This is a genomic window from Pandoraea captiosa, assembly GCF_902459775.1.
Lineage (GTDB): Bacteria > Pseudomonadota > Gammaproteobacteria > Burkholderiales > Burkholderiaceae > Pandoraea > Pandoraea captiosa.
The window spans coordinates 595,103-609,156 of the sequence record NZ_CABPSQ010000001.1; the positions used below are offsets into that span (position 1 = coordinate 595,103).

At 62.5% G+C, this 14,054-nt stretch carries 11 protein-coding genes; 8 read left to right on the forward strand and 3 right to left on the reverse strand.

Going from position 1 to position 14,054, the window contains the following annotated elements; all coding sequences use genetic code 11:
• Positions 1–85 precede the first annotated feature (85 nt).
• The 6 genes from PCA31118_RS02595 to PCA31118_RS02620 all read left to right on the forward strand — a co-directional run bounded on the left by PCA31118_RS02595 (position 86) and on the right by PCA31118_RS02620 (position 9,784).
• Entirely contained in the window at positions 86–1,237 is a 1,152-nt protein-coding gene (locus tag PCA31118_RS02595; protein ID WP_150622671.1) for a porin, read from the forward strand.
• Between the two features lie 37 nt (positions 1,238–1,274).
• Entirely contained in the window at positions 1,275–3,080 is a 1,806-nt protein-coding gene (locus PCA31118_RS02600; RefSeq protein WP_150622673.1) for a hydantoinase B/oxoprolinase family protein, read from the forward strand.
• Between the two features lie 4 nt (positions 3,081–3,084).
• Positions 3,085–5,202 (forward strand): hydantoinase/oxoprolinase family protein, encoded by a 2,118-nt coding sequence (locus PCA31118_RS02605; protein WP_150622675.1) that lies wholly within the window; start codon positions 3,085–3,087, stop codon positions 5,200–5,202.
• Complete coding sequence (locus PCA31118_RS02610; protein ID WP_150622677.1) at positions 5,199–6,695, forward strand: M81 family metallopeptidase; 1,497 nt, start codon at positions 5,199–5,201, stop codon at positions 6,693–6,695. The genes PCA31118_RS02605 and PCA31118_RS02610 overlap by 4 nt, the downstream gene beginning before the upstream one ends.
• Positions 6,696–6,718: 23 nt before the next feature.
• Entirely contained in the window at positions 6,719–9,391 is a 2,673-nt protein-coding gene (gene mdeB, locus PCA31118_RS02615) for an alpha-ketoglutarate dehydrogenase (protein ID WP_150622679.1), read from the forward strand.
• 111 nt (positions 9,392–9,502) lie between these two features.
• Complete coding sequence (locus PCA31118_RS02620) at positions 9,503–9,784, forward strand: muconolactone Delta-isomerase (protein WP_150622681.1); 282 nt, start codon at positions 9,503–9,505, stop codon at positions 9,782–9,784.
• Positions 9,785–9,885: 101 nt separating this feature from the next.
• Here the strand turns inward: PCA31118_RS02620 and PCA31118_RS02625 are convergent, their stop codons facing one another.
• Entirely contained in the window at positions 9,886–10,803 is a 918-nt protein-coding gene (locus tag PCA31118_RS02625) for an NmrA/HSCARG family protein (RefSeq protein WP_150622684.1), read from the reverse strand.
• A 101-nt stretch (positions 10,804–10,904) separates the two neighbouring features.
• Here PCA31118_RS02625 and PCA31118_RS02630 point away from each other — a divergent pair, with 101 nt between their 5' ends.
• The gene (locus PCA31118_RS02630; protein ID WP_150622686.1) at positions 10,905–11,318 is read left to right on the forward strand and encodes a winged helix-turn-helix transcriptional regulator; all 414 of its coding nucleotides are present in this window, start codon (positions 10,905–10,907) and stop codon (positions 11,316–11,318) included.
• A gap of 37 nt (positions 11,319–11,355) precedes the next feature.
• Here PCA31118_RS02630 and PCA31118_RS02635 read toward each other — a convergent pair whose 3' ends face one another.
• Entirely contained in the window at positions 11,356–12,135 is a 780-nt protein-coding gene (locus PCA31118_RS02635; RefSeq protein WP_150622688.1) for an SDR family oxidoreductase, read from the reverse strand.
• A gap of 119 nt (positions 12,136–12,254) precedes the next feature.
• Between PCA31118_RS02635 and PCA31118_RS02640 the strand changes: the two genes are divergently transcribed.
• Positions 12,255–13,181 carry an AraC family transcriptional regulator gene (locus PCA31118_RS02640; protein ID WP_246190020.1) on the forward strand — a complete coding sequence of 309 codons (927 nt, stop codon included), beginning with the start codon at positions 12,255–12,257 and terminating at the stop codon, positions 13,179–13,181.
• An 87-nt stretch (positions 13,182–13,268) separates the two neighbouring features.
• Here the strand turns inward: PCA31118_RS02640 and PCA31118_RS02645 are convergent, their stop codons facing one another.
• Positions 13,269–14,042: an SDR family oxidoreductase gene (locus PCA31118_RS02645; protein WP_150622691.1), complete on the reverse strand. Its 774-nt coding sequence runs from the start codon at positions 14,040–14,042 to the stop codon at positions 13,269–13,271.
• Between the last annotated feature and the right edge of the window lie 12 nt (positions 14,043–14,054).

Genomic DNA, 14,054 nt, shown 5'->3' on the forward strand with positions numbered 1-14,054 from the left:
CGTTCGCCCACTTCGCCCACTTCGCCGAGTTCGCCGACTTCGCCGACGTCCCAACACAAGAACTGCCGCAGTTGAGGAGACACTGATGAAAACCCGAATCGAATCCGGTGGCCGGTCGGCGTGCGCGCGCGCATCGTCGCGCTGCCTGAAAGGCACCATCGCGTGCTGCATGGTGGCGCTGGGCTCCACGACGGCGAAGGCACAAAGCGGTGTCACGCTGTTTGGTGCCTTGGATGCCGGCATCGAATATCTGACGAATGCCGGCGGTACCTCCAACTCGCAATTCAAGGCCGGTTCGTCGGAGGTCATCGGCAACGATATCGGCATCACGGGAAGTGAGGATCTTGGTGGGGGACTGAAGGCCATCTTTCGTCTGGAGACGGGCTTCAATCCGATCAATGGAGGACTCCTGCAAGGCGGTCGGCTCTTCGGTCGCTCCGCCTGGATCGGCGTCGAGAACGAGCACAACAAGCTGATATTCGGTCGCGTCTACACGCCGCTCTACAACGTCATCGGATACCTGGATCCGTTACAGGGATCCAATGTCGGTCTCTGGACGATGGATAGCGGCTTCGCGTCGCGCATGGATAACGCCGTGCGCTACACACGCACGCAGGGACCGCTTCACGTCAATGTGCTCTATAGCCTGGGCAGCGACAGCGTCGGCGCGACGCTCGACGGCGAGCCGGGCGGGGCTGGCAAATCCAAAGAGTTTGCCGCATCGGTCGACTACACGACGGACGCGGTGATGGCTGCCGTTGTGTACGACAACATCCACGGGCCAATGACGGCTGCGCAGTACGGGCTGGGCCAATTCGTCCCGTCGCTTGTCCCTACTGCCGCGACGATGCCGACGCGCGCGCAACGCATCGCCGTTGCGTTGCGCTACACATGGCGCGATACGTCGATCTTTGCCGGTGTCCGCCATCTCCGAACGACGTCGTCGACGGACAACCACGACGCGAACATTTTCTGGACGGGCGTCACCGAGCGGTTCTCGCCGGTATGGATAGGGACGCTGGGGCTCTATCACGAGCGCGTCGCAGGCGTCGACGCGCGCCCAACGCTCGCTGCATTGCAGACGCAATACCTTTTGTCGAAGACCACCACGCTCTACGCGAACGTCGGGAAAGTCTGGAATACAAAACTGAGCAACATGGGCATCGATACGCAGACGCAAACGCTGACCGGCGCCGGCCAGGTCGGTACGAGTGTGGGCGTTTATCACGTTTTCTGATGGCGATTGCCATCGTTGGCTTTCAGGAGGAGATCCGATGAAACGCAAAGAGGATGATGGCGCGCGTGTGACAGGCGCCGACGCGATTACGCTGGAGATCATTGCGGGTGCCGTCAATGCGGCACAGGACGAAATGGGCGCCTTGCTCGAACGCACCGCGATGTCGCCGATGATTCGCGAGAAGAAGGACTACTGGACGGCGCTCTATGATGCGCAGGGCCGCATGGTGGCGGGCACGCTCCTGCCGCTTTTCGGCCGTGTCCTCGAGCCAATTCTGGCGCACTATCCGGTCGAATCGATGAGGCCGGGAGACATCTACTGGTACAACGACTGCTACGGGTCGCGAGGGGCCATCACACACAGTCCCGATCAGTTGCTGCTCTCGCCTGTCTTTGTGGATGGCGAATTGTGCGGGTTCGTCCAGAGCTGGGCGCACTTGACGGACATTGGCGGCGCGACGCCCGGTTCGCTGTCACCTCAGGCGACCAGCCATTTTCAGGAAGGCATCATCGTCCCGCCGGTTCGGCTTTATCGGGAAGGCGTTGCGAACGAAGAACTTTTGCGTGTGTTCGAGCGCAATACGCGCTTTCCCGTCACCGTGCGAGGTGATATGCGAGCGCTGGTCGCCGCGCTGCGGCTTGGCGAGCGTCGGTTCACCGAGTTGCTCGGTCGCTTCGGCCGGGATGTCGTGGCCGATGCGTTCGCGCAGATTCAGGATCGTTCCGAAAGACGGGCGCGCGCCCTCATGAAGGAAACGTTCCGCCCGGGAAGCTATGAATTCGAAGATTACGTCGACAACGATGGTGCCGGTGGTGGGCCATATGCAATCAATGTGCGCCTTGAAATTACCAACGAAGGCAAGGTCATTGTGGACACCACAAAGACTGCCGATCAGTCGCCGGGGCCGATCAACTACATCATGAATCCGGTGGTGCCGTCGCTGATACTCGGCATTTACCTGACGTCGCGCGACCCGCTGCAACCGCTCAATGATGGCCTGATGCGTCTCGTCGACGAAGTGCGCGTGCGTGAAGGCAGTCTGTTGCAACCGGTGTTCCCTGCGCCGGTAGGTTTGCGAAGTCTGACGTGGTTGCGTCTGCAAAGCGCGTTCATGGGACTCTTCAACATCGCCTCGGAAGGCAACGCACTTGCTGCGAGTCCGGCCTACAGCATTTCGATGCTTCGAGGCACCGATCCGGCGTCCGCCGAGCCGTTTCTCGCGGCGGACGGCTGCGCCGTGGGCTACGCGGCACGCCCGTTTTCCGATGGGCTCGATGCCGTCTACTTCGTTGCGCAGAAAAACTATCCGGCGGAATTCGTCAACACCACCTACCCGGTACGCCTGCGGCATTACGGCATCAACACCGATACCGGCGGACCCGGCCGTTGGCGCGGCGGATGCGGGGTCGTGCGTGAACTGGAAGTTCTCGCCGACGACGTCACGATGTCCATTCGACTCGACAGTACGAGGAAAGCGCCGTGGGGGGTCGCCGGTGGCATGAGCGGTCGGGTGGGCAGGGCGACGATCAATCCCGGGCGTCCCGACGAGCGCCGACTCGATCCGCTCGCCGATCAAATTCGCTTGCGCAAGCATGACATCGTGCGCCTGGAGACCGGCGGCGGCGGTGGTCACGGCCACCCGTACGACCGTCCCGCCGAATCGGTGCAGCTCGACGTGATGCGCGGTTTTGTATCCCCCGAACGTGCGCGCCTCGACTATGGCGTTGCGCTGGCCGAAGCGCGCGATGGCTTCGTCATCGACGAAGCGCAAACCGCGCGATTGCGTGCGACCCGCACCGAGACGCGCCTGTTCCATCGCGAGACCTACGTAGACCGGATCTGACATCATGAATCGTACAAGTACACAAGACCGCGCCCTGTCGGTGGCGATCGACATTGGCGGCACCTTTACCGACGTCACGTTGTTCGAGCGCGCGACCGGGCGTTCGTGGACAGTAAAGACACCTTCGACGCCTTCGGATCCCTCCCTGGGTTTCGTCACCGGGGTTGCGCAGGCGTTGGCGTTGTCCGGCCATTCGCCGGGCGATCTCGTACAGGTGTTGCACGGCACGACCGTAGCGACCAATCTGATACTCGAAGGCAAGGGAGCGAAAGCGGCGCTGCTGACGAACAAGGGATTCCGGCATGTCCTGGAAATCGGGCGTCACGATGTGCCGCGCGACGCGAACCTTTATTCATGGATAAAGCCGGACCGTCCGGTGCCACCCGAGCGCATATTTGAAATTCCGGGCATGCTTGCCGCTGACGGTACGGAGCTCGACGCGCTCGATGAGGCTGCCGTGTCAGATGTTGCACGCCGGCTTCGCGACACCGGTGTCGAGGCCGTCGCCATCTGTTTTCTCCACGCCTATCTGAACCCCGCCCATGAACACCGTGCGCGGGAACTCATTCTCGAACAGTGGCCGGACGCCCTGGTGTCGGTGTCGAGCGAAGTCTTGCCCGTAATGCGTGAGTACGAGCGCAGTGTCGCGACGATTCTCAACGCCTATGTTTGTCCTGCCGTGTCAACTTACGTACATCGTCTGGAAGCGCGTCTTCGCGAGATGGGCGTGCGCGCTCCCTTGTTGCTGATGAAATCGAACGGCGGGGTGGCGGGTGCCACGGTGGTCAAGCGCGAGCCGGTTCAGACCGCCTTGAGCGGACCTGCCGCCGGCGTTGTCGGCGCACAGGTAACGGCAAACCTCGCGGGCTTCGCCAATGTGATCGGCGTCGACATCGGGGGCACATCGGCCGACATCAGCCTGATCAGAAATGGCGTGCCGGGAACGACGACGGAAGGCAGCATCGGTGCATGGCCGTTGAACCTGCCGATGGTCGACATCAATACGATTGGCGCAGGTGGAGGTTCGATCGCGAGGGTCTCCGCAGACAAGGTGCTGAGCGTTGGCCCGGAGAGCGCAGGTGCACAACCCGGGCCGGTGTGCTACCGGCGAGGCGGGACAGAACCTACGGTGACGGATGCGCATGCCGCGCTGGGGCACGTGCCCGCGAGTCTGCTCAATGGGGCGATGTCACTTGACGTCGACGCGGCGCGCCGCGCGATCGACGAGAGAATCGCACGTCCGCTCGGGCTCACGATCGAGGAGGCCGCACGCGGCATTCTGGCGCTCGCGGACAACGCGATGGTCAACGCGATCCGCGTGGTCTCGGTGCAGCGCGGACATGATCCTCGGGATTTTGCGTTGGTGCCGTTCGGCGGGGCAGGGCCGCTTCACGGCGCGTCGCTTGCCCGCTTGCTCGGCATTCCGGCGGTGCTGGTGCCGCCGTCGCCCGGGGTGCTTTCCACCATAGGACTGCTCACGTCCAAGCTCAAATCCGACTTTTCGCGAACGTCGGTGCACCGTGCCGGACGCTTCGATTACGACGCGATCGCCAGCGTTTTCGATGAGATGGCGCGTGAAGCGCGTGCTTGGCTCGATAGCGAAGGCGTGCCGGAAGAAGGTCGCCAGATTGTGCGAAAGGCCAGCATGCATTACCAGCATCAGGGCGCCGAGCTTCGCGTGCCGTGGCCGGACAGCGATGTCGATGAAGCGTCGATTGCCGAGGTCGTGCGATCGTTTCATAGACAACATGAGTCGCTCTACACGTTTGCACAGGAGGACATGCCTGTCGAAATCGTGACGCTGCATGTGGAGGCGAGTGGGACGTTGCAACCGCCCGAGTGGCCGCAGCTCACGGGCGGTGGCGAGGCCGTCGAAGCGGTGATCGGTGAACAGGCCGTGCATTTCGCAGACGGCACGCGCACTACGCCAATTTACGACCGCAGCCGCCTCGCGGCAGGTGTCATCGTCGAGGGCCCCGCGATATTCGTGCAGCTCGATACGACAACGCTGATGTTGCCGGACCAGTTCGCCGAGGTTCACGCGTTTGGAAGTCTCATCATCAAAGACCGTGTCTGGCGGCAACGCGACATGTCCTCACAAACAACGGAGTTTTCGTCATGAGAGTGCTGATTGCGGGATTCAAGCACGAAACCAATAGCTTTGCGCCGGACAAGGCTGATTGGTCTGCGTTCGAACGAGGTGAGATTTTGCCCGCCCCGGTGCGCGGGGCTGCGATGCTGAAGATGCTCGATCGCGTCGCGGTGTCTGCCACAGGATTTCTTCGATACGCCCGCGCGCAAGGATGGGAGCCGGTGCCCAGTCTGTGGTGTGGCGCAGCGCCGTCGAATTGCGTGACGTCAGATGCGTTCGAACACATCTGCGAAACCATTTGCGACGACGTTAGCCGCGGCACGTTCGACGCGATCTATCTCGATCTGCACGGTGCCGCCATGGCCGAAGGCTTTGATGACGCCGAAGGCGAGCTGCTCTCGCGCATTCGTGCGCTGGTGGGTGACGACATGCCAATCGTCGCGAGTGTGGATCTGCACGCCAACGTCACGCATCGCATGCTCGACCTGACGGACGGTGTTGTAGCGTACCGGACCTATCCGCATATCGATTACGTCGAAACCGGGGCGTTGAGCGCCGAGGTGCTGCGTCGGCGGCTTGAGGGCGGACATCGCGAAGGGCTCGCGCGCGAACGGTTGCCTTTCCTGATTCCGGTGAATTCGCAGAACACGACATTCGGGCACCCCAAGGCGATTTATGAACAGCTTGTCGAAATCGACCGGGCGTTCGGCACGGTATCGAGCTTCTGCATGGGGTTTCCGTGCGCCGATTTCAACGAGTGTGCGCCGATGATCTGGAGCATTGGTGCGAACGCGGCGCCTGCGCTGCGCTCGCTTGCCGCAATCGCCGCTGAACCGGCGCAGTGGCGACTGAACATTGAAAGTGCCGACGGAGCGACGGACAAGGCGATCTCGCTAGCAGACGCAAGCTCGGGGCCGGTCGTGATTGCGGATACTCAGGACAATCCGGGCGTAGGCGGCACGGGTTCCACGACAGGGATGTTGCATGCATTGTTGAACGCGAACGCAGGCATACGCTTTCCCGGGAAGGTGGCGCTTGCCGTGATGAATGACCCTCAATTCGCACGGCGAGCTTTTGCTGCAGGTGTTGGCGCACGCATCAAGGCAAGCCTTGGTCTGGCGAGTGCCGTGTGGGACGGGCCGACGGACCCGCCGGTGGACGGTGAATTTGTCGTCAGGGCCATCAGCAACGGTCGTGTGACGTTCAAAGGGCCGAAAATGACCGGTTTCGTCGCAGAACTGGGACCGAGCGCCTGTGTGGAGATCGACGGCGTGCTTGTCGTCGTGGCAAGCGGCAAGATCGGCGCCCAGGATCGCGAGCTGTTCCGTTTCGTCGGCGTTCATCCCGAGCAGATGAAGATTCTTGTGGTGAAAAGCAGCAACCACTTTCGGGCTGACTTCGCGCCGCTCGTGGACAACGAGCAGACACACATTCTGGTCGCGAAAGCGCGCGGCGCAGCAGCCGTAGACCCCGGGGATCTGCCCTGGCGCAAGCTACCGCAGGCAATTCGCCGGCGTCCCTGAATCACGGCAAAGGAATGCAATCGATGAAATCCGAGACTCTTACGGCGCTTGCGACGAACGCCGATCTGGCCGATGTGCACGACGAGGACCCTCAGGAAACGGGGGAGTGGCTCGACGCATTGGAGGGGGTCGCGCGAATCGCGGGCGTTGACCGTGCGATCTTCCTGCTTGAGCGTGTCGCCGAGCACGCGCGCTTTCTGGGCATCTCGCGAGTCGCAAAAACGCTGTCGTCGTACCAGAACACGATTGCCGTCGAGGATCAGCCGGTCTACCCCGGCGACCTCCGGCTTGAAGAGCGCATCACCTCGATCATTCGCTGGAACGCCCTGGCGATGGTAGCGAGGGCGAACAAGGCCTATGGAGAACTCGGCGGGCACATTGCTAGCTACGCATCAGCCGCCGAGATCTTCGAGGTGGGATTCAATCATTTTTTTCGCGCCGATAGCGAGAGCGGCAAAGGCGATCTGGTCTATTTTCAAGCGCACTCGGCGCCCGGCGTGTATGCACGGGCGTGGCTGGAGGGCCGGCTCACGCATGATCAACTGACGTCGTATCGGCAGGAAGTCGGGGGCGGCGGTTTGTGCTCGTACCCGCATCCATGGCTGATGCCGGACTTCTGGCAGTTTCCCACCGGCTCGATGGGGATCGGCCCCGTCAGCGCGATCTACCAGGCGCGATTTCTGCGGTACCTCGAACATCGCGGCATCGCCCGGACGGCCGGGCGCAGAGTCTGGGGGGTGTTTGGGGACGGCGAGATGGACGAGCCTGAGTCCATCGCTGCGTTGTCGCTTGCCGCGCGTGAAACGCTCGATAACGTGACCTTTGTCGTCAATTGCAACTTGCAGCGACTCGACGGACCTGTCCGCGGGAACGGACAAATCATTCAGGAACTCGAGGCACTCTTTGCCGGGGCGGGCTGGAACGTCATCAAAGTGATGTGGGGCAGCGAATGGGACGCGCTGTTCGCACGTGATACCGATCATGCGCTGCTGCGCAAACTTGCCGCGACGGTCGATGGTCAGTATCAGACGTTGGGGGCCAACGACGGGGAATACAACCGCTCGCATTTTTTCGACAGCGATCCGCAGATCAAAGCACTGGTGTCGCATATGACGCCCGACGAGATCGATGGTTTGCGGCGTGGCGGCCATGACTTGCGCAAGCTCCATGCGGCGTTTCTTGCGGCCAGATCGCACCGCGGTCGACCCACGGTCATTCTGGCGAAGACCAAGAAGGGCTATGGCATGGGGCAGGTGGGCGAGTCCCGCAATGTCGCACATCAGCAGAAGAAGCTCGATGTCGACGCTCTCAAGGCGTTCCGCGATCGTTTCCGTCTGCCGCTCGACGATGCGCAGGTCGAGGAAATGGCGTTCTTCCGTCCTCCGGAAGACAGCGAAGAGATGCGCTACCTGCGCAGTCGGCGTGAAGCCCTGGGTGGGTATTTGCCAAGGCGTACGGTGCGGGCCGATGTCGTGCCGGTGCCGGACATTGCGACCTATGCGCGGTTTGCGCTGGATCCGGACGCACGCGAGAACTCGACGACGACGGCCATCGTGCGTCTCTTTTCCAATCTTCTCAAGGACAAGGCGCTCGGCAGCCGTATCGTCCCCATCGTCGCGGACGAGGCGCGTACGTTCGGCATGGCGAGTCTGTTCCGGCAGGTCGGCATCTATTCTCCGCTCGGGCAGTTGTACGAGCCTGAGGACGCGGGATCCATACAAGCCTACCGCGAGTCCAGAGAGGGGCAGCTTCTGGAAGAGGGGATCACGGAAGCCGGTGCAATCGCGTCGTGGACGGCGGCGGCGACCTCCTACGCGGTCAATGGCGTCGCCATGTTGCCGTTTTACATCTACTACTCGATGTTCGGATTCCAGCGAGTGGGGGATCTGATCTGGGCGGCGGCCGATCAGCGCGCCCGTGGTTTCCTCATCGGTGCCACATCGGGTCGCACTACCCTGTCCGGCGAGGGGCTTCAGCATCAGGATGGTACGAGTCACCTGATGGCGTCTGCTGTCCCGAATTGCCGTGCATACGATCCGGCATTTGCGGGGGAGGTTGCCGTCATCGTCGATTACGGCGCCCGGCGAATGATGGAGGCGCAGTGCGACGAGTTCTTTTATCTCACGGTGACCAACGAGAATTATCGACACGATGCGATAGCGCCCGAGGACCACGAAGCGATCATCAAGGGGATGCGCAAGTATGGCGTGCGGGGCAACGCAACGCCCTGCGTCAGACTGCTGGGATCGGGGGCGATCCTGAACGAAGTCATCGCCGCTGCCGAGTTGCTGGCCGCCGACTGGGGCGTTGCCTCCGAGATATGGAGCGTCACAAGTTATTCGGAGCTGGCACGGCAGGCCGCGGCGGCCGAGCGTGACGGTCTCTTTACATCGCAGGACGCGCCGCCCAGCTATCTTGCGCAATGCCTGCCGGGGGCCACGCCGATTGTTGCCGCGAGCGATTACGTGCGCGCCTATCCGCAAATGATCGCGTGTTACCTGAGCGCGCCGATGACTGTGCTCGGCACGGACGGCTTTGGGCGCAGCGACACGCGCGGTGCGCTACGTCGTTTTTTCGAGGTCGACCGGTGGCACATCGTTTTGGCGGCTTTGGCAGCGACGCACCCGGAAAAGCGGGCAGAAGCCATCCAGCGATACGGGATCGAGCGACGGGACGCCGCGCCATGGACGTTGTGATGGGGCGCCAGGCGCCGTGCCTGGGACCTCAGCGCAGCGGGACGATTACCACGTTCGAGGGCGCATTGCGGCGTCCTCGGTGTATCCAACCCTCACGATGGAGATTAAGGAATGGAATTTCTGCTTCATATCAGCTTTCGTCCTCTGCTTGCACTGAGCGAAACGAAACAGGCGCAGGTCGTGCAGGCCGAACGCGAAGCGGCGGACCGGCTGCGCAAGGCGGGGCGGCTGGTTCGTCTCTGGCGCGTTCCCTGTCGTCCGGAAAACATGGGGATCTGGTCCGCTGCGGACGCCACGGACCTGCACGACATGATTTCGACGCTGCCTGCGTTTCCGTTCTTCGATGAAATCAAGGTGACGCCGTTGGCCGAGCATCCGGTGGAGTCGCGCTGAACTCGCTGAACCCACACGAACCCGCACGAACCCGCAGGGACGATCCCCGCGGGTTCGCGCGTCGCGTGGACACAATGATGCTCGCCCGGCAGCGGACAGCCTCAACCCCGATCATAGGCCCAGGTACCGTTTGCGCCGAGCGCGCGGGCGAACGATGCTCGACCGGGGCCTGCGAGCCACTCGCGAACGGACAGCATCGAAGGATGGATCGAGCGCAGCGCGCCGAGATCCGCATTCCCGGCGAGTGGCCCTTCATCGACCAGCGCAGTGAGCTTGTTCAGGAAGGGGCTTGCGGCAAGCGTCTCCTCCGTGAAGCGGGCGTAGGCGATCCTGCGCCCCGCCGCCTCGCTGAGCAACGCCTCGAGCGTCTCGCCGGTCACCGTGTCGCCGGCGATTTCAAAGGTCTGTCCACCGAAACGGTGCGCCGCGGCGAACACCGGTTCGACGAACTTGCCGATGTCCTCGACCGCCAGCAACTGCATTGCCTGTTTCGAACGCAGGAAGAAATTGAAGCGCCCCTCGTCGAGCCCGAATCCGGGCATCACCAGCGTCTCCATGAAGGTCACGGGGCGAACGATGGTCGCCATGATCGGCAAAGACCGAATGTGCGCTTCGATGCGCATCTTGCTGTCGAAATGACCAACGCCGGTAGGCTTGTCGCCGACCGCCGCTCCCGAACTGTAGACCAGGTGGCGGACGCCGCATTCCACCGCCATGTCTGCGATCGAGATTCCGAAGCGAACTTCGTCTTCGTCCGTCAAATCCCCGCCAGGCGACGACTGCTGCACGCTGAACACCCCGTGAACGTCGCGCATGGCTGTGCGGATGGCATCAGTGTCGGCGTAGGCGCCCTGAACGAGTTCCGCGCCGGCGTTGCGAAGTGCGATGGCCTTCTCGGAAGCGGGATCTCGCACCAGCGCGCGCAATGGCCAACCTGCCTTCAGCAGCGCAGCGGCGACCGAGCCGCCCTGTTGACCGGTAGCACCAAAGACAAGAACAGGTTTTTTGGGGTCCGACATGTATGCCCTCACGTGCATGGTGATGAGCCGCTAATTTAAACTCCGGTAGCATCCGCCGGAAGACGGCACATTGATTAACCTTGGGCACAAGCATGATACGAATGCAACGCACCATTCACGGTCGACCTTACGAACAAACGGAAGCGGGGCCGAAATTCCGACCATGCGCACCGCATGACGTGCTTGCCCGACTCGGTGACAAATGGACGATTCTCGTCGTGTCTCACCTTGCCGTCGCCGAAGGCCACCGTCTGCGTTTTTCCGAACTCAAACGCGGTATCGAAGGAATTACGCAGCGCATGCTCACGCTCACGCTGCGCAATCTCGAACGGGATGGGTTGCTGACCCGGCACTGCTATGCAGAAGTGCCGCCACGCGTCGAGTACGAACTCACGGAGATGGGCGACAGCCTGCTGCCGGCCTTAGCGGGTTTCACGGCGTGGATACGCGACAACTGGCCGCGACTGGAGGCCTGCCGGCGCGCGTTCGACGAGGCACAGAGGCAGGACGCTTAAACGCGCGGAAAGACCAGACGGCAAGCCTCGGCGGCCGCTAGATGAACATCCCGCCCGAGGCCTCGATGCGCTGCGCATTGATCCAGCGATTGTCCTCGGCGAGCAACGATGCAATCAGCGGCCCGATGTCGTCGGGCAATCCCGCTCTGCCCAGCGCCGTGTTGCTCGCGACGAAACGGTTGAGTTCCGGGTCGTCGCGAACTGCACCGCCGCTAAAGTCCGTCTGGATCGCCCCCGGCGCGACCGTATTCGCCGCGATGCCGCGCTTGCCCAGTTCGACGGCCAGATAGCGCGTGAGCACTTCCACGGCGCCCTTCATGCTCGCGTACGGCGCACTGTTGGGAATGGTGATACGTGTGAGACCCGACGAGATATTCACGATGCGCCCGCCGTCGCGCAAGAGCGGCAGGAGGGTTTGCGTGAGGAAGAAAACGCCCTTGAAATGGACGTTGTAGAGGGCATCCAACTCTTGCTCGGTCGTCTTCGCTATCGCGTTGTGATGCGAGGTCCCCGCATTGTTGACGAGGAAATCGAGCTTGTCCGCGCCGAGCGACGACAGCGCCGTGCGCACCTGGGCGGAAAACGCTTCGAAGCTGGAGACGTTGCCGACATCGAGTTGCAGGGCGATGGCCTGGCCGCCGTTGGCTGTCACCTCTGCGACTACTTCGTCGGCCTGCGCACGGTTAGAGTGGTAAGTGAAGATGCTGCGGATGCCGCGCCAGGCCAGGCTCTGTACGGTACTGCGTCCGAGACCGCGGCTTCCCCCGGTCACGAGGGCAATGGGGTTGGGGGATGTCGTGTAGATCGTGTCAGTCATGAGGGCTGTTCCGGGAAATCGTTACGGAGCCCTCAGCGTAGAGCGGCGAACGCGCCACGCCTATGCCGAAACTATCCTGTTTATTGCCCGATCCTGCTTTTTCCGGTAGCTTGCGCGACATGGACACCCGAGCCGAACACGCGACGTCGATGGCCACACTGGTCGACGCAGTCAACCGCTACACCGCGCGCCAATCCGGCGAGAGCCCGTTCTACACGATCGCGGACGGGCTGATCATTCTGCGCGCGCAATGCCATCGGCATCCGACGCAATTGATACACAAACCCGCATTGTGTATCGTCGTTCAGGGCGCCAAATGGACCGCATTCGGCGCGCACAAACTCGTCTACCGGGCGGGTGAGGCGCTGGTGGTCAACCTCGAAATGCCGGGGGCGAGCCAGGTGATCGAAGGCAGCGCCGATCGACCGTATCTGAGCATCGTGATCGAACTCGATCAGGCGGCGATGCGCGAAGTCCTCGCGCAGCTTGATTCGCCGCCCGCTGCCGACACCGACGCGCCGGAAAGCGCTTTCGTCATGCCGCTGGAACGCGAGCTGATCGATTGCGCGTCGCGCGCGATCCGACTGCTGGAGACGCCGGACGCGGTTCCGGTGCTTTACCCGCTTCTCATGCGCGAAATTTGCTATTGGCTACTGAGCGGTCCGCACGGGGGACGCATCGCAAACGCGATCGTCGGCGGCGAGAGGCATGTGGGCGTTGTCAAGGCGATGCATGTCTTGCGCGAACGTTTTGCGCAGCCATTCCGGATCGAGGAACTGGCGGCATTCGCGAAGCTGAGCCCCTCGGCGTTTCATCACAAGTTCAAGGCGCTCACCTGCGTCACGCCCTTGCAATACCAGAAGCAGATTCGCCTGCTCGAAGCGAGGCGTCTGATGGCGGCCGGCGAAGCCAACGTGCAGAGCGCGGCGGCGCGTGTCGGCTATGAAAGCGCCTCGCAGTTCAATCGTGAGTACACGCGCATGTTCGGTGCGCCGCCCAAGCGGGATATTTCGACGTTCGGTCGCGTGGGACGGCGCGCATCGTAGCCCCGCCGCCACGCGTCCGATTGCGTTCCTGAGGTGCAGGAGGCGCAATGTGCGCGATGCCCGCACGACCGCTGGATCGTTAGCCGGTCACAGTCGCGCGCCGCCTGTGGCGTCGATGAACTGACCGGTCGTCCAGCGGGCTTCGTCCGACGCGAGAAACGCGATCACGTCTGCGACATCGGCGGGCTGCCCGACGCGCGAGAACACCGACATCGCTTGCGCACCGGCGCGCGCTTCCGGAATCGTGATCCACGCAGCGTTCATGTCGGTTTCCGTCACACCGGGCATGACGGCGTTGACCGTGATGCCCCGCGCACCGAATTCCGGGGCAAGTGCCAGCGTCAATGTTTCGAGCGCTCCCTTCGATGCAGCGTAGGCAGGATGGGTCGGCGCCGCCACCCGCGTGAATCCCGTCGAAACATTGATGATCCTTCCGTTGTCCCGAATGTGATCGGCGACCGCCTGAATCAGGAAGAAGGGCGCCTTGAGGTTCACCGAGATGATGTCGTCGAAGGTGGATGCGTCGGTCTGCGACAGTGGGACCGCCGGTGCAATACCGGCGTTGTTGACGAGGATGTCGATGAATGGCTGCCCGGTGACCTCCTTCGCGGCTGACTGAAACTGCGCCCAAAGGCTGTCCGTGGCGTCTTTGCCTGCGCTCAGATCTGCCTGCACGGCAACAGCTTTCGACCCCAGCGACTCGATCTCGCGCACCGTGGCTTGTGCTGCTGCGGCATTGTTGCCGTAATGCACGCCGATGAACGCTGCGCCATGTCTCGCAAAAGCGAGTGCGACCGCACGCCCAATGCCGCGCGAGCCGCCGGTGATGAGCGCCGTCTTTCCTGCAAATCTTGCTGACATCGATAACTCCTC